Source organism: Streptomyces sp. NBC_01304 (assembly GCF_035975855.1).
Classification (GTDB): domain Bacteria; phylum Actinomycetota; class Actinomycetes; order Streptomycetales; family Streptomycetaceae; genus Streptomyces.
In genome coordinates this window covers 10,163,363-10,181,837 of sequence record NZ_CP109055.1, presented here as the reverse complement: position 1 = coordinate 10,181,837, position 18,475 = coordinate 10,163,363, and the positions used below count along the sequence as shown (strand labels likewise).

16 protein-coding genes and 1 pseudogene are annotated in these 18,475 nt (G+C 72.6%); 6 read left to right on the top strand and 11 right to left on the bottom strand.

Annotated elements, in window-relative coordinates; genetic code table 11:
* Positions 1–179: 179 nt before the first annotated feature.
* From OG430_RS45690 to OG430_RS45675, 4 genes and pseudogenes are all read right to left on the bottom strand, one after another.
* On the bottom strand, positions 180–3,080 hold the full coding sequence (locus OG430_RS45690) for an ATP-binding protein (RefSeq protein WP_327358609.1): 2,901 nt from the start codon (positions 3,078–3,080) through the stop codon (positions 180–182).
* Between the two features lie 169 nt (positions 3,081–3,249).
* Positions 3,250–3,651, bottom strand: coding sequence for an ACT domain-containing protein (locus OG430_RS45685; protein WP_327359483.1), 402 nt, complete (start codon positions 3,649–3,651; stop codon positions 3,250–3,252).
* Positions 3,652–3,762: 111 nt separating this feature from the next.
* Positions 3,763–4,227 (bottom strand): annotated as a pseudogene (locus tag OG430_RS45680) (hypothetical protein); the annotation flags it as partial.
* A gap of 87 nt (positions 4,228–4,314) precedes the next feature.
* Positions 4,315–4,908, bottom strand: a complete 594-nt coding sequence (locus OG430_RS45675) for a helix-turn-helix domain-containing protein (RefSeq protein ID WP_327358608.1) — start codon at positions 4,906–4,908, stop codon at positions 4,315–4,317.
* A gap of 82 nt (positions 4,909–4,990) precedes the next feature.
* On the opposite strand from OG430_RS45675, the gene OG430_RS45670 reads away from it, so the two are divergent.
* Positions 4,991–6,022, top strand: coding sequence for an NAD(P)/FAD-dependent oxidoreductase (locus tag OG430_RS45670; RefSeq protein WP_327358607.1), 1,032 nt, complete (start codon positions 4,991–4,993; stop codon positions 6,020–6,022).
* Positions 6,023–6,107: 85 nt separating this feature from the next.
* On the opposite strand, the gene OG430_RS45665 is transcribed toward OG430_RS45670, so the two are convergent.
* Positions 6,108–6,698: a CGNR zinc finger domain-containing protein gene (locus OG430_RS45665; protein ID WP_327358606.1), complete on the bottom strand. Its 591-nt coding sequence runs from the start codon at positions 6,696–6,698 to the stop codon at positions 6,108–6,110.
* 49 nt (positions 6,699–6,747) lie between these two features.
* Between OG430_RS45665 and OG430_RS45660 the strand changes: the two genes are divergently transcribed.
* The 4 genes from OG430_RS45660 (at position 6,748) to OG430_RS45645 (ending at position 10,990) form a co-directional block, all read left to right on the top strand.
* Positions 6,748–7,407, top strand: a complete 660-nt coding sequence (locus tag OG430_RS45660) for a pyridoxine/pyridoxamine 5'-phosphate oxidase (RefSeq protein ID WP_327358605.1) — start codon at positions 6,748–6,750, stop codon at positions 7,405–7,407.
* 104 nt (positions 7,408–7,511) lie between these two features.
* Complete coding sequence (locus OG430_RS45655; RefSeq protein ID WP_327358604.1) at positions 7,512–8,237, top strand: leucine-rich repeat domain-containing protein; 726 nt, start codon at positions 7,512–7,514, stop codon at positions 8,235–8,237.
* A 180-nt stretch (positions 8,238–8,417) separates the two neighbouring features.
* Positions 8,418–10,190: a histidinol-phosphate aminotransferase family protein gene (locus OG430_RS45650; RefSeq protein WP_327358603.1), complete on the top strand. Its 1,773-nt coding sequence runs from the start codon at positions 8,418–8,420 to the stop codon at positions 10,188–10,190.
* Positions 10,187–10,990 carry a phosphatidate cytidylyltransferase gene (locus tag OG430_RS45645; RefSeq protein ID WP_327358602.1) on the top strand — a complete coding sequence of 268 codons (804 nt, stop codon included), beginning with the start codon at positions 10,187–10,189 and terminating at the stop codon, positions 10,988–10,990. The genes OG430_RS45650 and OG430_RS45645 overlap by 4 nt, the downstream gene beginning before the upstream one ends.
* 125 nt (positions 10,991–11,115) lie before the next feature.
* Here the strand turns inward: OG430_RS45645 and OG430_RS45640 are convergent, their stop codons facing one another.
* From OG430_RS45640 to OG430_RS45615, 6 genes are all read right to left on the bottom strand, one after another.
* Positions 11,116–12,054 (bottom strand): universal stress protein, encoded by a 939-nt coding sequence (locus tag OG430_RS45640; RefSeq protein ID WP_327358601.1) that lies wholly within the window; start codon positions 12,052–12,054, stop codon positions 11,116–11,118.
* A gap of 198 nt (positions 12,055–12,252) precedes the next feature.
* Complete coding sequence (locus OG430_RS45635; RefSeq protein ID WP_327358600.1) at positions 12,253–12,495, bottom strand: DUF397 domain-containing protein; 243 nt, start codon at positions 12,493–12,495, stop codon at positions 12,253–12,255.
* A gap of 105 nt (positions 12,496–12,600) precedes the next feature.
* Positions 12,601–13,791 carry a thiolase domain-containing protein gene (locus OG430_RS45630; RefSeq protein ID WP_327358599.1) on the bottom strand — a complete coding sequence of 397 codons (1,191 nt, stop codon included), beginning with the start codon at positions 13,789–13,791 and terminating at the stop codon, positions 12,601–12,603.
* Positions 13,788–14,834, bottom strand: a complete 1,047-nt coding sequence (locus tag OG430_RS45625) for a thiolase domain-containing protein (protein WP_327358598.1) — start codon at positions 14,832–14,834, stop codon at positions 13,788–13,790. Before OG430_RS45625 ends, OG430_RS45630 begins: the two co-directional genes overlap by 4 nt.
* Complete coding sequence (locus OG430_RS45620) at positions 14,835–15,782, bottom strand: Zn-ribbon domain-containing OB-fold protein (protein ID WP_327358597.1); 948 nt, start codon at positions 15,780–15,782, stop codon at positions 14,835–14,837.
* A 63-nt stretch (positions 15,783–15,845) separates the two neighbouring features.
* Positions 15,846–16,646: a crotonase/enoyl-CoA hydratase family protein gene (locus OG430_RS45615; RefSeq protein WP_327358596.1), complete on the bottom strand. Its 801-nt coding sequence runs from the start codon at positions 16,644–16,646 to the stop codon at positions 15,846–15,848.
* Positions 16,647–16,813: 167 nt separating this feature from the next.
* Between OG430_RS45615 and OG430_RS45610 the strand changes: the two genes are divergently transcribed.
* Positions 16,814–18,439 carry an acyl-CoA synthetase gene (locus OG430_RS45610; RefSeq protein WP_327358595.1) on the top strand — a complete coding sequence of 542 codons (1,626 nt, stop codon included), beginning with the start codon at positions 16,814–16,816 and terminating at the stop codon, positions 18,437–18,439.
* The last annotated feature ends 36 nt before the right edge of the window (positions 18,440–18,475 follow it).

The window sequence follows — 18,475 nt, the reverse complement described above, 5'->3', positions numbered from 1 at the left end:
GTGCCGACGCGGGGCCCTGGCCCTTCCTCTCAGCCCGTCCGGCGTTTCTCAGCCCGTCCGGCGTTTGAGGACGGAGGCCGAAGGCCGATCCGGGGGTCCGGGGGCGCAGCCCCCGATCTTCGACGTCCGGAAGTCATCGGCGGCGCAGCCTCTGGGGAAGGGGCGGGGAGGGGCAAAAATCAGAGCGACGGCGCAGCACCCCGCCCGACCGCCGCGCCCAGAGCCGCCGCCAGCCCCGCCCGGTCCGTGCCCACCTTCCGGTAGACGCCGGACAGCAGACGGCTGACGGAGGCCTCGTCGATGCCCAGCTCCTCCGCTATCCGCCCGGGGCTCTCACCACGCACGGTCAAGGTCGCTGCCGCGCGTTCGCGGGCGGTGAGCGTGTCCGTCTCGGTGCTGTGCAGCCGCCGCGGGCGCTGCCCGGCCGCGGCGAGTTCGTCGCGGGCGCGCTCGACCAGGCCGTCGGCCCCGCACAAGGCGGCCGCTTCGAGGCCGCGGTAGAGCTGTTCGGCGGCTTCCTTGGTGCGTCCGGTGCGGCGCAGTTCCGTGCCCAGGGCGACCAGGGCACAGGCGAGTTCGTACGCGGCGGGCGCTTGCTCCAGGTGCTGGACGGACTCCTCCAGGAGCTTGCCGCGCTCGGTGGGCGGGGAGACTTCGGCGGCGACGCGCAGGGCCTGCCCGATGGCGGAATGCGTGCCGAACTGCCGGGCGCGGCCCACCGCTTCGAGCGCGGTGGCCACGGCCTGGTCGGGGGCGTCGTGGGCCTCGGCGCGGGCGAGGTGCAGCATCCAGGGGCACCAGGAGGGGTTGCGTATCCCGCGCGGTTCCAGGCGCCGTCCGGCGGCGGCGAGTTCGAGGGCGGCCTCCTTCGGCAGGCCGCGGGCCAGCAGGAGTTCTCCGTACACGGTCTGCGAGTCGGGGAAGGTCACGGCGGCCGGGAAGGGCGCCGTGAAGCCGTAGTCCTCGCCGATGCGGGCCGCCTCGGCCGGGCGGCCGCGGGCGAGCAGCACTTCGATGAGGATGCCGACCGCGTACCAGTGGGCGGGAGTGCCGTGCCCGAGGCGTTCGGCCAGGCGCAGTCCGCCGCGGGCGAAGTCCTCGGCCTCGGTGAGCCGGCCGCGGCGCAGGCGCAGATAGGCGAGCAGGGTGTACGCGAACGAGAGATGGGCGCCGCGCCAGCCCGCCCGCTCGAAGTCGGCGATGCCTTCGGCGAACAACTCCTCGGCGCGGCCGGGGCGGTCCGCGTACAGGAAGGTCATGGCGGCGAGGACGGGTACCTCGAAGCCGCGGTCCTCCTCGGCCCAGCTGAGGCCGCCGACCAGGGCGCGTTCGGCGTGCCGGACGACGGTGGCGGCGCACTCGCCGCGCAGCGTGGCGTCCCAGGCGCGCAGGCCGATGATGTAGCGCTCGGTGAGGTCGCGGCCGGTGAGGCGGTCGGCGAGTTTGGCCAGGCGCCGGGAGCGGGCGGGTGAGTCGGGTTCGTCGGAGCGGAAGGCGTCCCACATGAACTGCTCGGACTGCATGCGCAGTCGGACCCGGGCGTCGGTGGTGCGGCGCATCTCGTGGTCGAGGGTGGTGGAGGCCTCGGTGAGGCGGTCGGTGTGGGCGAGGACCTGGGAGAGGCGGTAGACGATGCCGTGGCGCAGGGCCGGGTCGTTGATGGGCTCTTCGAGGGCGGCCCGCAGGTGGTTGACGGTGGTCGCGGGCTCGGTGAGCAGTGAGGCGCAGCCCAGTTCGTACAGGACGAGGGCGCGTTCCTCGAAGGGCGGGGGCTCGCGCAGGGCGCGGGCCAGGAAGCGGCGGGCCGCGTCGGGGGCGCCTGCGCGCAGGGTCTCCTGGGCGGCGGCGCGCAGCTGTTTGACGACCCAGGTGTCGCCCTCGGGGTGGGTCTCCAACAGGTGGCGTGCGGCGGCCGGGGCGCCGAGGCCGGCGTTGACGACGGCCCAGGCGGCCTGGCCGTGCAGGGCGACGCGGACGCCGGGCGAGATGGCGCGGTAGACGGCGGTGGCGATCAGCGGGTGGACGAACTCGAGGGTCTCGACGCCGGTGAGGATGCGGGCGTCGCGCAGCCGGTCGGCCGCGTCGGTGGCCTCTTCCTCGCCGAGGCCCGCGACGTTCGCGGCCAGGTCCGGGGATATTTCCGTGCCGAGGACGGCGCAGGCCCAGGCGAAGCGGACCGTGGAGGTGCCCAGGCGTTCCAGTCGGGCGACGAGGCCGCTGCCCTTGACGGCGGCCGCGAGGTCGCGCAGGAGATGCGCGCCGGATTCGTTGGGCGCGAGGCCGCGGGCGGCCACCTTCGCGGTCAACTCGACGGCCTCGAAGGGGTTTCCGGCAGTGACGGCCCAGCATTCGCGGCAGAACGCGTCGTCCGCGTGCGCGCCGACCGTCTGGCGCACGAGGCGGGCGATGGACGGGGCGCTGAGCGGTTCGAGGTCGAGCGGGCGGTGGCCCGCCCGGCCCGGGAGCCCCCTGAACTCATCGGCGTAGTCGGGGAGTTCCTCGGGCCGGTAGGCGACGACGAGCAGCAGCGGCAGCTGTTCGGCGCGCGGCGCGAACGCGGCGAGCCAGCTCAGCGACTCCGGGTCGGCCCAGTGTGCGTCGTCGAGGACGAGGACCATCGGGGCACGCTGGACCGCGAGATGGGTGAGCACCCAGTCGAGGCCGTCCCGCAGGCCCTGCGGATCGGGCGGTGCACCCTCCTGCGGTGCGCACAGACCGAGCGCAGGGCCCACGATGGCGTACCAACTGCCCAGCGTGGCACGGAGTTCCTCCTGCGAGGCGCCGGCCAGCTGGGGCTGGACGAGCTGACGGGCGACGTGGAAGGCGACCTGCTGCTCCTGGTCGCCGCCGCGGGCCGCGAGGACGGTGCAGCCCCGGGCGGTCGCCCTGCGGCGGACCTCGGCGAGGAGTGTGGTCTTGCCGAGTCCGGCGCGTCCGGCGAAGGCGAGCAGGGCGCCGCGCGGGCGGTCCGGAGTCTCATTGCCGGTCGTGCCGAGTTCACGCAACGCCTCGTCCACGACGGCGAGTTCACTGTCGCGCTCGAAGAGCGTGCGGCGGATCCGGGTGACACGCTGGCCCATGGCACACCCCCTGCCACGGTGGTGCGCCTGGCGCGGGGTGCCGGGGCGCGGCGTGGCCTTCAGGCACCTCAGCGTACGCCCGCGCGAGGGAGCCCGGGACGGTCGGAAGGAGATTTTCCGGAACGTACCGGCGGCACTTTCCGCTGCGTGCTAGAAGGGCCGGTCGAGGTCAGGCGGAGCGCTCCGCGAGGCGGTGCAGGATCGCCACGGCGACGCCGGCGCTGTCGTAGGGGACGAAGAGGTGGTCGTGATGGAAGCCCGCGACGACGTTGCAGCTCAGCCCCTCCTCGGCGAGCGCCTGGGCGACGGCGGCGGTCAGCCCCACGGCATCGAGGGCGGAGTGCACGCGCAGGGTGATCCAGCCGGCCACGTAGTCGTACGCGAGTGAGGCGGCGTCGGCTTCCTGCTGGTGCAGCACCAGGGTGCGGCCCTCGGCCTCCTGGACGGTGACGACGGGGTCGAGGCCGATGGGGATACGGCCGTCGGGGATGGCGACGAAGACGTACCGGCCAGGGTTGAGTTCGGGGCGCATGCCGCTCAGGAGGCGGGCGAGGTCGCGTTCTCCGGTCATGATCGCCAGCCTAGGCCGGGGGCGGTGGGCGTGCTTGCTCAGCTGCGGCTGTGCGCGTCGCCGTTGCCCAGCTGTCGCCGTGCGGGTCTCCGTTGCCCAGCTGTCGCCGTGCGGGTCGACGTTCCAGTGCGCGGGCAGGGCGGTGTCGCAGAAGACGCAGACGAAGTCGTCCTCGCGCACGATGTTGTGCTCCTGGCAGTGCTCGCAACGGCGGAAGACGACCGCGTAGGTGAAGCCGTCCGGGCGGTCGATGCCGGCCCCGTCGAGCGCTCGGGCGACGGCCGGCCAGGAGGTGACGTCCGGGCAGTAGCCGGTGGACTGATTGCTGACCTCGCTCACCGACCACCGGCCCGACGCGCGGCCGAAGCCCATCTCGCCCGCGCCGAGCACGCGGGCGCCGGCCGCGCAGGCGACGTGCTCGCTGCGGCGCGGTGCGAGGCGGAGCCCGCCGTCCAGGGCGACGACGTAAGTGAACGGCTCGCTCAACTCGGCCGGTCCGCGCTCGACGGCCCATGCATCGAGGTCGTCCGACGCGAGGATGACGCGGCCCTCGCTGCCGGGCCCGACGGTGACCATCAGGTCGGCGGGACCTACGTATCGGTAGGTCCGCGCCCCCGCACCCCTGTCCATCAACTGCCCTTCCCCAGGCTTCCGTCGAGGCTTCTATTCCTGCTTCGCCTTGGGCCGGGCGCGCAGGTGGGCGCGTTCGCCCTGGGAGCCGAACAGGCTGAGGAATTCGACCGGTTCGGCGTCCGCGCCGCCGAACCAGTGCGGCACCCGGGTGTCGAACTCGGCCGCCTCGCCGGGGGTCAGCACCAGGTCCTTGTCCCCGAGGACGACACGCAGCCGCCCGTTGAGGACATAGAGCCATTCGTACCCCTCGTGGGTCTTCGGGTCCGGCTCCCGTCGCGCGCTGCCGCCCGGGAGCACCAGCTTGTACGCCTGGATGCCGCCGGCCCTGCGGGTGAGGGGCACCATCGTCATGCCGTGGCGGACGACCGGGCGCAGGTGGATGCGGGGGTCGCCGGTGGGCGGGGCGCCGACGAGTTCGTCGAGCGTGACGCCGTGGGCCTTGGCCAGCGGCAGCAGGAGTTCGAGATTGGGGCGGCGGTCGCCGGACTCCAGGCGCGACAGGGTGCTCACGGAGATCCCGGTCGCCTCGGACAGCTCGGCCAGCGTGACGGCACGCTGCCGGCGCAGGGCGCGCAGGCGGGGTCCGACCGCGGTGAGCGCTTGGTCGAGGTCGTCGTTGTCCATGTCTCGCAGTTTGCCATACCGGCAATATTGCTTGCTGAAATTTCGGGGGTGCGGGCATCGTCGTGACTCGGAGGTGGTCAAGGTGACCCTGGACAGCGAGTACGACGTGGTGGTCCTCGGCGGTGGCGCCGCAGGGCTGAGCGGGGCACTGATGCTCGCCCGGGCGCGGCGTTCGGTGGCGGTGATCGACGCGGGCCGTCCGCGCAACGCCCCGGCGGAGGGTGTGCACGGGCTGCTCGGCCGCGAGGGGATGCCGCCCGGCGAACTGCTCGAGCGGGGCCGGGCGGAGGTCCGCGGCTACGGCGGGCACGTGGTGTCCGGCGAGGTCTGCGCGGTGACCCGCGCGGGCAGCCGGCTCCTGGTGGAGCTGACCGACGGCCGGACGGTGCGGGCCCGGCGGCTGCTGGTGACCACGGGCCTGGTCGACGAACTGCCGGACGTGCCGGGGCTGCGCGAGCGGTGGGGCAGGGACGTGCTGCACTGCCCGTACTGCCACGGCTGGGAAGTCCGCGACCAGGCCATCGGCGTACTCGCCAACGACCCGATGTCGGTCCATCAGGCGCTGCTGCTGCGGCAGTGGAGCGACGACATCACGTACTTCACCCACACCGGGCCGCAGCCGGACGCCGAGCAGGCCGAGCAGTTCGCGGCGCGCGGCATCCGCGTGGTGACCGGAGAGGTGGCGGCGCTGGAGCCCCTGGCAGTCATCGGTGCCCCGCTGGTGGGCGTACGGCTGACGGACGGCACCGTGATCGGCCGCGACGCCCTGGCGGTCGCACCCCGGATGGTGGCTCGGGCCGGCTTCCTGGCCCAGCTGGGGCTGCGGCCCGTCCAGCACCCGTCGGGGATGGGCGAGCACATTCCGGCGGACGAGGTCGGCCAAACCGACGTTCCCGGCGTGTGGGTCGCGGGCAACGTCACCGACCTGCCCGCACAGGTGGGCAACGTCGCGGCGGCGGGCGCCACGGCGGCGGCCCGGATCAACGCCGACCTGATCGCCGAGGAGACCCGCGCGGCGGTGGCCTCGCATCGGGCGGGCACGGGACCGTTCTCGGCGGAGAGCGAGGCGCGGGTGTGCGAGGTCGCGAGGGGTGATCGGCGGCACGGTCTCTGAGCTCTGAGCTCTGAGCTCTGAGCAGGGACTGGGTGCATGGGGGTCCCCTCCCGCTCCACGCCCCCCGATCCAGCCCTATCCCGCCCTATCCCGCCCGGTGTCGCTCGTGATGCCGGGCCACCCGCGCCCGGTTGCCGCAGGACGGCTTGCACCATTCCTGGCGGGGGTGCTCCTTCAGGAAGTACCGGACGCAGCGCGGCGCGTGGCAGGCGCGCAGCTTGGTGCGGTCGGGGCCGGTGAGGAAGGTGATCGCGGCTCGGGCGAGCGCGGCGATCAGCTCCTCGGCGGGCGGACCACCCGGGGCGGGGGCGTGCTCCGCCGCGGGTTCCGCGCCCTTGGGCCAGTTGAGGCGGGGCACCACCGGGACGAGGGCGGCCGCCGCGTTCAGGCGGTCGATGGCCTCCTGGTCCGGCAGCAGCCGCGCGGCGTCGGCGGGGCTGGGGTCGCCGGGCCGGACGGCGCGGGCGAACAGGGCGCGGACGGCCGCGCGCAGGTCACGTACCGCCGAGAGGGTGTCCGCGTCGGCCGTGAAGCGTGCGGCGCCGGGCAGCACGGCGGGGTGGGCGCGCACCCAGGCCGTGAGGCCTTCGGGGGCGGCGAGGTCGTCGGCGACACCGCCGTGGCCGTCGTGGCGGATGGTGAGGGCGAGGTCGAGGACCAGGTCGGCGTCCGGCATGGCACTAATGATAGCTTCACCAGCAACCATTAGCGGACGGAGGGGCCTCATGGCGGATGAAATGCGTCAACTGCTGCGCGGACTGGACGTGTTCGTCGGTGACATCCCGAACTTCGACCCCGAAGAGGCTCCCGACAGCCCGGCCGAGCTGTTCGCCGAGTGGCTGCCGCATGCCGTACGTGCCGGGGTGCGCGAGCCGCATGCGATGACCGTGTCCACAGCGGGCGCCGACGGGAATCCCACCGCGCGGGTGCTGATCCTGAAGGACGTCGGGCCCGAGGGCTGGCAGTTCGCGTCCAACGACGGCAGCGTCAAGGGGCAGAACCTCGCCGAGCGCCCCTATGCGGCGCTCACCTTCTACTGGCCCACGCTCGCCCGGCAGGTGCGGGTGCGCGGGCCCGTCGTCCGCGAGAGCGCCGAGGCCGCGGCGGCGGACTTCCTGGCACGCGGCGCCGGGGCACGCGCCGAGTCGCTGCTCGGCCGGCAGTCGCAGCCCCTGGGCGACCTCGCCGAGCGGGACTCCGCCGTGAAGGAGGCGCAGGCCCGGCTCGATCAGGAGCCCGAACTGGTGGCGCCCGGCTGGCAGTTGCTGACCGTGCGGCCCGAGTCGGTGGAGTTCTGGCAGGGCGACAAGGAGCGCAGACACACCCGGCTGCGCTATCTGGCCGGCGCGGACGGCGAGTGGCGGAAGCAACTGCTGTGGCCGTGACCGCGCCGGACCACCGGAGGCAGCTGCCGTGGCCGTGACGACCCTGGACCCTTGGAGGCAACTGCTGTGGCCGTGACGACCCCGGACCTTTGGAGGCAGCTGCCGTGGCCGTGACCACCCTGGACCATTGGCGCGCCGGACTGACCGCCGTCCCCGACTCCGTGTGGGCACATCCCGGGGCCGAGGTGCTGCAGCTCGCCGACAACGCGCTCACCGAGCTGCCCGCCCGCATCGCCACGATGACCCGGCTGCGCATGCTCGACCTGGGTCACAACCGCCTCACCCGGATCCCGGACGAGCTCTGCGCGCTCACGGGCCTGTCCGGCTTCCTCTACCTCCACGACAACCAAATGTCCGTGCTCCCCGCCGAGTTGGGTCGCCTGACGCGACTCGCCTACCTCAACGTCGGCGAGAACCGGCTCACCGCGCTGCCCGCGTCGCTCGGCGAGATGGCCGGGCTGGTGGAGCTGCGGGCACAGCACAACCTGCTGACAGCCCTGCCCGATTCCGTCGGCGGTCTCGGCGCACTGCGTGAACTGTGGCTGCGCGGCAATCAGTTGACCGCGCTGCCCGACTCCGTACGGCAGCTGCACGAGCTGCGCGAGGCCGAACTGCGCGACAACCGCTTCGCGTCCCTGCCCGAGCCGCTGCGCGGGCTGCCGCTGCTGCGCCGGATCGACCTGCGCTCCAACCGGCTGCGCGAGGTGCCCGGTTGGGTGGCGGAGCTGCCCTCCCTGGAGAAGCTGGATCTGCGCTGGAACGACCTCGCGGGATCCTGCGGCCCCGTACTGGATGCCCTGGCGCGGCGCGGGTGTGTGGTGCTGCGCTGAGCGCGGCCGGAGGGCTGATCGCCCTGCGCGTCACCCCCAGGGGCACCCGTGCGTGAGCCGCCCTAGCGCGATTAGGACAACTGAGCCTGAGTACAGGTACTCAGGGTGATTGCGTCGCATGTCCCTGACGCGGCCGGTCCTCGTTCCCGACGATGGGGCCCCGCGTCGAAAGAGGAACCGATGAGCCCTGACCTGCAGCTGCGCACTGCCACCCCGGACGATCTGGACTGGATCCACGAACTGCGCCACCGGGTGTACGCCGAGGAGTTGGGCCAGCACGCGCCCGACCCCGCCGGGCGGCTGCGCGACGGGCTCGACGGTGACAACGTCTACCTCGTTGCGGCGCGCGGAGCGGACCGCATGGGCTTCGTCAGCCTGACGCCGCCCTGGGTGGGGCGCTACGGCCTGGACAAGTACCTGACCCGAGACGAGCTGCCGCTGCTCGCCGAGGCCGATCTGTTCGAAGTGCGCATCCTGACCGTCGAGCCGCGCTGGCGGGCCACCGCCGTGGCACCCCTGCTGATGCACGCGGCCCTGCGCTGGATCGCCTCCCGGGGCGGCCGCCGGGTGGTGGCGATGGGGCGCACCGAACTGCTCGCCATGTATCTGGCGGTCGGCCTGCGCCCCATCGGGCGCACCGTGCACAGCGGCGCCGTCACCTTCGAGGTGCTGACCGCGGACGTGGCCGAGCTGACGAAGAACGCGATGGACCGGTACGGCACCACGCTGGAGCGCCTGCGCTCCACCGTCGACTGGCGCCTCGATATGGCGTTCGCGCCCCGTCCGGACGGCTGCGAGCACGGCGGTGCCTTCTTCACGGCGATCGGCACGGACTTCCGCAGCCTGGAACGGCGTGAACAGATCGTCGCCGCCGATGTGTTGGACGCCTGGTTCCCACCCGCCCCCGGCGTGCGGGCAGCCCTCACCCAGGACCCGGGCTGGGCCGCACGGACGTCGCCGCCGACCGGCGCCGAGGGCCTGATCGCGGAGATCGCCGCGACCCGCTCGCTGCCCGCGGAGACGCTCGCGGTCGGTGCCGGCTCCTCCGACTTGATCTTCCGGGCGTTCGGGCAGTGGCTGACCCCGGAGAGCCGAGTGCTCCTGATGGACCCCGGGTACGGCGAGTACGCCCATGTCACCGAGCGGGTGATCGGCTGCCGGGTGGACCGGTTCCGGCTGCGCCGCGAGGACGGCTGGCGCATCGATCCGGCCCGGCTGTCCGCCGCCGTCGCGTCCGGGCGGTACGACCTCGTGGTCGTGGTCAACCCGAACAATCCGACCGGGCGGCACGCGCCGGCCGCGGAGCTGCGCGCGGTGATCGCCGGTGCTCCGGCCGGCACCCGCTGGTGGATCGACGAGGCCTATCTGGGCTATGCCGACCTGGACGAATCGCTCGCCGACCTGGCCGCGACGGATCCGCGGGTGGTGGTGTGCAGCTCGCTGTCCAAGATGTACGCACTCTCCGGCATGCGGGCCGCGTACCTGGTGGCCGAGCCGGCCGTCGCCGCGCAGCTGCGCCGCTGGACGCCGCCCTGGCCGGTCAGCCTCCCGTCGCAACTCGCGGCCGTGGCGGCGTTGCGCGACCCGGCGTACTACCGCGAGTGCTGGCAACGTACGCACACACTGCGCAAGCAACTGGCCGCCAAGCTGGCCGAGTTGGACGACTCCCTGTTGATCGAGGAGTCGGTGGCGAACTTCCTGTCCGTGACCCTGCCGTCCGCCGGGCCGAGTGCCGCGCGACTGGTGGCCGAGTGCCGCCGCCACGACGTGTACCTGCGCGACCTGTCGCCGCTGTCGCCGGAGTACCAGGGGCGCACCGTGCGGATCGCGGTCAAGAACACCGCCGGGAACGCGCGCATCGTGGCCGCGTGCCGGGCCGCCTTGAAGGTGCTGCGACCGGGTCCGCCCGCCGCGTCACCTTCCGCCGTTCCCGCCGTCGGCTCCGCCCGATGATCACTGTGGCCTCGCTGGCGCCCTGCCTCGGTGGGGCGCTGGCCGTCGGCGGCGTCGCGGTGGTGGCGTCCCGGCGTCGTGAGCTGATGGTCCGTTGGTGCGCCTGGGCGCTCGGCGTGCCGCTCGTGACCGGTGCGTTCTGGCTGGGCAGCGCGGGCGCCGCGGCCGTCGCGGCCGTGGTCGCGGTGATCGGAGTGCTGGAGTTCGGCGGGCTGTTGCGCCTCGCCCGGGCCGACCGGGCGGTCCTTGCCGCGGCCGTGCTCGGCGTGGTGGCGACCGCTTGGCTGGCGCCCGGCGAGGTGTTCCGGGCCCTCGCGGCCGGGGCGCTCGCGGTGGCGGCGGTGCCGCTCCTGGCCGGCGACGCCGAGCACGGGCTGCGCCGGCTCGGCGCCGGGCTGCTCGGTCTGGCCTGGCTGAGTGTGCTGGCCGCGCTGGTGCCGCTCGGGGCGGTCGGGCTCGCCCTGTTCGTGGCGGTGTCGATCGCCGACATCGTGGCGTACTTCACCGGACAACGCCTCGGCGGACCCCGCCTCTCCCCGCTGTCACCGGCCAAGCGGTGGAGCGGCACGCTGGCCGGGGCCGCGGCCGGCCTCGGCGTGCTCGCCGCGCTGTCCGCGCTGAGCTGGCCGATGGCCGTCGCGGTGGCGGTCGGCGGACCGGCGGGCGACCTGCTCGAATCCATGGTCAAGAGGGGGGTGCGGGCGAAGGACGCGGGTGGCTGGATACCCGGCTCGGGCGGCCTGCTCGACCGGATCGATTCGCTGCTCGTGGCGTTGGCGGTGCTGCTTGTCCTGAGTTGACGGTCTTGGGCCCCGGCCTGCTCCTCGACCCGGCCCCCTCTCCGACCCGGTCCGCTCTCCGACCCGGCCGGTTCACCGGGCCCCAATGGAATCCGCCGCCCCCGAGCGGCACCCGCCGACGGTCCCTACGCCGCCGCCCCCACCTCCGCCGGTACGATCTCCGGCTCCGTCGGCACCACCGCCACCGGGCACCCCGCGTGCAGCAGCACCGCATTGGTGACCGAGCCGAGCAGGCGCCCCGCCGGCATGCGCCTGCGATGGCGGCCCACGACGATCAGGTCGGCTGCGCGGGAGGCGGCGACCAGGTGGCCGGCCGCGTCACCCGGGGCGATGCACAGATCGACCCGCACCCCGGGGTGGCGCCTTTGGTGGTCGGCGAGTTGGGCGCGGGCGAGCCGGGCGTACTCGGCCGACACCTCCCGCTCGTCGGTGGCGGTCGGGGCGAACTCGCCGTACGGCACGAACTGGGGCCGCGTCCACGGGTAGGCGCAGATCACCTCCAGGCGGGCGCCGCGCCGGGCGGCCTCCTCGAAGGCGAAGGAGACGGTGCTCGTGTCGTACGAGGGTGCGGGCAGGCCGAGCACCACGCTCGGCCGCGGCACCGCGAGCGCCAACGGCTCCTGCCTCGGGCGCCCCGGCCGGGGCACGACCACCACCGGACAGGCCGATTCACGGGCGCAGACCAGGCCGTTGGAGCCGAGCAGCAGGCTGGCGAAGCCGCCGCGGCCGCGCGAGCCGAGCACCAACAGCTGGGCGCCGACGCCGAGTTGGGGCAGGGTCTGCTCGGGAGTGCCTTCCACGGTGAGGTACTGCACCGGCGGCAGATCGGGGCGGCCCGCGAAGGCCGAGCGGATGCGGTCCAGGACCGGATCGCCCACGGCGGAGGGCGGGCGCGGAACATCGCCGGGACCGGACAAGCCGGGGCGTTCGGCGGCGGCGTACGGCCAGACATGCACGATGCGCAGGCCGGTCCCCCGTAGCCGCGCCTCGGCGACGGCCCATTCCAGGGCCCGGGCGCTGTCCGGCGAACCGTCCACGGCTGCGACGACCTGCGGGGTGCTCATGGCTTCCTCGTCTCCGGCGCCCCGCCCGCACCGTCGCGGCGAAGCACGACATGATCGACTCTGTGCTCGGGCCTCAGCCTGGCGCAGGCCGGGGCCCGAGGTCAGAGTCGAAGGTCATGGGATCGCCATGGACGAAGGTCCATCCGGCCGGCCTCGTCGGGCCGACCGCAACAGACCGAGCCCGTCGGACCGACCTCGTCAGGTCAGGTCGAACTCCCCGTCCCGCGCGCCGAGCACGAAGGCGCGCCACTCGGCCGGGGTGAAGATGAGCGACGGGTTCTCCGGCCGGCCGCCGTTGCGCAGGGCGATGAAGCCCTCTACGAAGGCGATCTGCACATCGCCGAGGCCCTGGCTCCCCGACTGCCAGTCCGCGCTGCTCAGATCCAGTTCCGGCTTGTCCCAGCCTGCAAGCGGGTGCTGTTGGGTGGTGGTCTCGGCCACGTCCGTGCTCCTCCCGGGTCGTCGTCCGTGGCCAGACTAGCGATCGCCGACGACGCCGGACAGGCCGCGGAGTCACCCTCCGCGGCCCGCCGGCGACGTACCGCGTCAGCTCGTCGGCGGCTCGGAGCCGACCAGCCACATCGCGAAGAACTGCGAACCGCCGCCATAGGCGTGGCCGAGCGCCTTGCGGGCGCCCTCGACCTGGTGCTCCCCGGCCTGGCCGCGCACTTGGAGTGCGGCCTCGGCGAAGCGGATCATGCCGGAGGCGCCGATGGGATTGGTGGAGAGGACGCCGCCCGACGCGTTGACGGGAAGGTCACCGTCGAGCTCGGTGACACCCGATTCGGTGAGTTTCCAGCCCTCGCCCTCGGCGGCGAAGCCGAGGTTCTCCAGCCACATCGGCTCGTACCAGGAGAAGGGGACGTACATCTCGACGGCGTCGATCTCGCGGCGCGGGTCTTTGATGCCGGCCTGCCGGTAGACGTCGGCCGCGCAGTCCTTGCCGGCCTGCGGCGACACGGAGTCCTTGCCCGCGAACATGGTGGGCTCGGAGCGCATCGCGCCGCCGTGCATCCAGGCCGGCGGGTGCGGTGAACGGGCCGCGCCCGCACGGTCGGTGAGGATCATCGCGCAGGCCCCGTCGGAGGACGGGCAGGTCTCGGAATAGCGCACCGGGTCCCACAGCATCGGCGAGGACTGCACCTTCTCCAGGGTGATGTCCTTCTCGTGCAGATGCGCGTACGGGTTCTTCAGCGCGTTGCGGCGGTCCTTGTACGCGACGAGGGAGCCGATGTGGTCGGGTGCGCCGGTGCGCCGCATGTACGCGCGTACGTGGGGGGCGAAGAAGCCGCCCGCGCCGGCGAGCAGCGGCTGCTGGAAGGGGACGGGCAGGGACAGGCCCCACATGGCGTTGGACTCGGACTGCTTCTCGAAGGCGAGGGTGAGTACCGTCTTGTGGACGCGGGAGGCGACCAGGTTGGAGGCGACGAGCGTCGTGGAGCCGCCGACCGAGCCCGCGGTGTGCACCCGGAGCATGGGCTTGCCGACCGCGCCGAGGGCGTCGGCCAGGTACAGCTCCGGCATCATGACGCCCTCGAAGAAGTCGGGCGCCTTGCCGATGACCACCGCGTCGATGTCGGCCCAGGTCAACTGGGCGTCGTCCAGGGCCCGTTTGGCCGCCTCGCGGACCAGTCCGGCGAGGGAGACATCCTTGCGGGCCGCGACGTGTTTGGTCTGCCCGATGCCCACGACGGCCACGGGCTCCTTGTTGACCTTGCCGCTCACCGTGCTGCTCATCGGGCCTCTCCTTCGAGGACGGCCACCAGGTTCTGCTGCAGGCAGGGCCCGGACGTGGCGTGGGCGACGGCTCGGTCCGACTCGCCGCGGTGGATACGGGCGGCGGCCTCGCCGATGCGCAGCAGGCCCGCGGCCATGACGGGGTTGGCGGCGAGCGCCCCGCCCGACGGGTTCAGGGTGACGTCGTCGCCGAGCCCCAGCGCCTTGCGCAGGACGACCTCCTGGGAGGTGAACGGGGCGTGCAACTCGGCGGTGTCCACCGGGCGTTCGAAGACTCCGGCACGCTCGGCGGCGAGCCGGGTGGAGGGCGAGTCGGTGAGGTCGCGCACGCCGAGGCTGTGCGCCTCGATGCGGTGGTCCATGCCGCGGATCCAGGCGGGCCGCTCGCACAGTTCGCGCGCCTTGTCCCCGGCGGCCAGGATCACCGCGACGGCGCCGTCGCTGACGGGCGGGCAGTCGCCCTTGCGCAGCGGCTGCACCAGGTAGTCGCCCTGCGGCACCGAACCCGTCAGCTGGGCATGGGAGTTGGTGCTCGCCGACTCGCGACTGCGGGCCGCGATCCCGGCGAGCGCGGGTTCGTCGGTCTCGCCCGCGTCGATCAGGGCCTGTGCCTGCAGCGCGGCCAGGGCGACCGCGTCCGGCCACAGCGGGGCGACGTAGTAGGGGTCGAGCTGGCGGGTGAGGACGTCGCGCACCGAGCCGGGCGAGGACTTGCCGTACGAGTAGACGAGTGCGGTGTCCACCTCGCCGGTCAGGAGCTTCACCCAGGCCTCGTACATCGCCCAGGCGCCGTCCATCTCGACGTGCGACTCGGAGATCGGCGGCCAGGCGCCCACCCCGTCGAGGGTCATGGTGAAGGAGAAGGCGCGGCCCGCGAGGTAGTCGGAGGAGCCGGAGCAGGTGAAACCGATGTCGCTGGTCTTCAGGCCGGTCTGTTCGAGCACCTGGTGCAGGACGGGCATGACCATCTCGACCTCGGACTGCTCGTCCGAGGTGCGCACGTGGTCGCTCTGCGCGAAGGCGACGATCGCTACCTCTCGCATCTACACCAGCTCCTTGTACGTGTCGTAGTCGGCGTCCGGTTCGCCGGTGGGCCGGTAGTGGTCGGGGTAGCGCCCGCCCTCGGTCCACACCGGCTCGACCCTCAGGCCCATGCGGACCTGGTCGTACGGGATGCCGGCGATGCGGCCGTGCAGCGCGAGGTCGGCGCCGTCGAGCGCGATGTGGCCGTAGACATAGGGAAGTTCGATGTCGAGGTTCTTGGCCTTGACGTTCACGATGCAGAACGTGGTGACGGTGCCGGCCGGGCCGACCTCGACGCGCTCGGCGGTGGCGACGCCGCAGGTGGGGCAGGCGCCGCGGGGCGGAACGTACACCTTGGAGCAGTTCGGGCAGCGTTCGCCGACGGCCTTGCGGTCGGCGAGGGCGTTGATGTACGCGGTCTGGGCGCGGCCCGGCGAGTAGGTGTAGTCGAGCCGGGCCCGGGCGACGATGCCGCTGACCGCGTCGTCGAACTGGCCGTCGTGGGCGGCGGGTTCGGTGCCGGACGCGTCACCCTCGTACGGCTCGAAGCAGGCGATGTCGGTGATGGCGCCGGTGCGCTCGGCGGCCCAGCGGACGCGGACCCGCATGCCGCTGTGCACGGCGTCGGGGCCGGGGGCGTCCAGGGCGTGCAGCAGGGCGGTGTCGGCGCCGTCCAGCTTGACCAGGACCCAGGCGAACGCGGTGTCCAGGGGCTGGCCGCGGCGGGGCTCCGGGTTCCAGGCCCAGGTGGTGACCGTGCCGGTGGCGTCGACCTGCACGAGGTCGCGTATCTCCTCGGCGGTGACCGGGTCGTACTCGACGGGCGGTACGAGGATCTTGCCCTCGCTGGTCTTCACGCCGAGCACGGTCTGCTCGCGCAGGCCGGTGAGGAAGGCGCTCTGCACCGGGCCGAGGGAACGGGTGAAGGGGAATTCGACGACGAGCGGTGCTTTGAGTACTTCGGGCACTTCGCGACTCCTTGGGGTTCAGGCGTTCAGGCGACCTGAGCGAGGCCGGATCCGGTCCTGGGGTCAGGCCCGCTTGAAGACGGCGGGGCGCTTCTCGGCGAAGGCCTTCGGGCCTTCCTTGGCGTCCTCGGTGGCGAAGATCGGCCAGCCGCGCTCCAGCTCGGACTTGAGGCCGTCGGTCTCGGTCATCTCTGCGGTCTCGTACACCGAGGCCTTGACCGCCTCGACGGCGAGCGGGCCGCAGGCGTTGACCTGTTCGGCGATCTCCAGGGCCCGCTCAAGGGCCTTGCCCTGCGGTACCACGCTGCCGATCAGGCCGATGGCGAGGGCCTCGGCGGCGGAGTAGTGGCGGCCGGTGAGCAGCATCTCCAGGGCGTGGGTACGCGGAATCTGCCGCTGCAGCCGAACGGTCGAGCCGCCGATCGGGAACAGGGCGCGCTTGACCTCGGAAAGGCCGAACGTCGCGGTATCACCAGCCACCCGGATGTCGGTGCCCTGCAGGATCTCGGTGCCGCCTGCCACGCAGTAGCCCTCGACGGCGGCGATCACCGGTTTGCGGGGGCGGTGGTGGCGGAGCATCGCCTTCCAGTGCAGATCGGGGTCGGCCTTCATGCGGTCCCGGTACTGCTCGCCGCCCATCCCCTTGCCCGCGAGGGCCTTGAGGTCCATGCCCGCGCAGAAGTCGCCGCCCGCACCGGTCAGCACGACCGATCGGATCGTGTCGTCCTCGTCGGCCTCCAGCCACCCGTCGTACAGCCCGACCAGCAGCGGCAGCGAGAGCGCGTTCTTCGCCTCCGGCCTGTTCAAAGTGAGTATCAGTGTGGCGCCTTCGCGCTGCACAGAAAGGTGTTCCGTCCCACCCATTGCCGTCCTCCCGTCTCAAGACCTAGAACAGGTTGCAGTAGGTGGGGGTCCAGTTCAATAGTTTTCTGACACTCAGTCAGTTTTCTTGGCCGGGACCTCTTCCGCATTCCGCCCGGCGACGCTCTAATGACCGCCGAGCCCATAGCTGCGCGCGGTCTGGAGGAGCGGTGGAGTACAACCTTGCCGACCTGTTCGAGTCGGTCGTCGACGTGGTCGGGGACCGCGAGGCGCTCGTGTACGTGGACCACCCCGGGACAGGGGCGGAGCGCCGCCTGACCTACTCCGAGCTCGACACGGCGGCCAACCGGATCGCCCATCACCTGATCGACAGCGGGCTGAAGCCCGGTGAGCACCTGGGCCTGCACCTCTACAACGGCGTCGAGTACCTGCAGACGGTGCTCGCCTGCCTGAAGGCCCGGCTCGTGCCGGTGAACGTCAACTACCGGTACGTAGAGGAAGAGTTGATCTACCTCTACAAGGACGCGGACCTCGCGGCCCTCGTCTTCGACGCGGAGTTCACCGAGCGGGTCGCGGCCGCGCAGCCGCAGACGGAGAAGCTGCGGCACCTCGTGCGGGTGGGGACTCCGCCCGAGGGCGCGCCCGCGCTCGACGTAGTCGCCTTCACCGATGCCGAGGCGGCCGGTTCGCCCGGGCGGGGCTTCCCGCCGCGCTCGCCCGACGACCTGTTCATCATCTACACCGGTGGCACCACCGGCATGCCCAAGGGTGTGATGTGGCGCGCGGAGGACCTGTTCTTCGCGGGGCTGTTCGGCGGCGATCCGGCCGGCGATCCGGTCAAGCGGCCCGAGGAGCTGGCCGAGAAGGTCGCGGCGAGCGGGCCGGGGCTGACCTTCTTCCCCACTCCCCCGCTGATGCACGGCACCTCGACGCTGACCTCGTTCGTGGCCTTCGACTACGGCGCCCGGGTCGTCATCCACCGCAAGTACGCGCCCGAGGAAGTCCTTCGTACGATCGCCAAGGAGAAGGTCAACAGCGTCTCGCTGGTCGGCGACGCGATGCTGCGGCCGCTCATCGACGCCCTCAACGGCCCCTGCAAGGGCGCCGACATGTCGTCGCTCTTCAGCATCTCCTCGTCCGGGGCGATCATGTCGGAGTCGGTGCGCGCCGAACTCCAGTCACTCGTGCCGAACGTGCTCCTCCTCAACAACTTCGGTTCCTCCGAGTCCGGTTCCAACGGCCGGGCGACGAACGACTCGGGCCCGGAGAAGGGCTTCCGGCTCGAGGTCAACGACGTCACCCAGGTCGTCGACCCGGTGACGAACGACCCGGTACCGGTCGGCGAGGTGGGCCGGCTCGCCCAGCGCGGACACGTGCCGCTCGGCTACTACAACGACCCGGTGAAAACCGCGGAGACCTTCTTCCAGAAGGGCACCGAACGCTGGGTGCTGCTCGGCGACATGGCGACAGTGGACGAGGCCGGCATCGTCACCGTGCTCGGGCGGGGCTCGCAGTGCATCAACACCGGGGGCGAGAAGGTCTATCCGGAGGAGGTCGAGCAGGCGCTCAAGTCGCATCCGGACGTGTACGACGCACTGGTGGCCGGGGTGCCGGACGCCAAGTGGGGCAACCACGTGGCGGCGGTGGTGCAGCTGCGGGCCGGGTCCGACCCGCTGTCCCTCGACGACATTCAGGCGCACTGCCGGACGCATGTCGCCGGGTACAAGATTCCCCGGCAGCTGGTGATCGCGGAGGAGATCCAGCGGTCGCCCAGCGGCAAGGCGGACTATCGGTGGGCGAAGGCGGTCGCCGCGGAGGCGGATGCGGTGGGGTGAGGCGGGTCGCTGTGGCGGGCAGGCCAACGTCGGTCG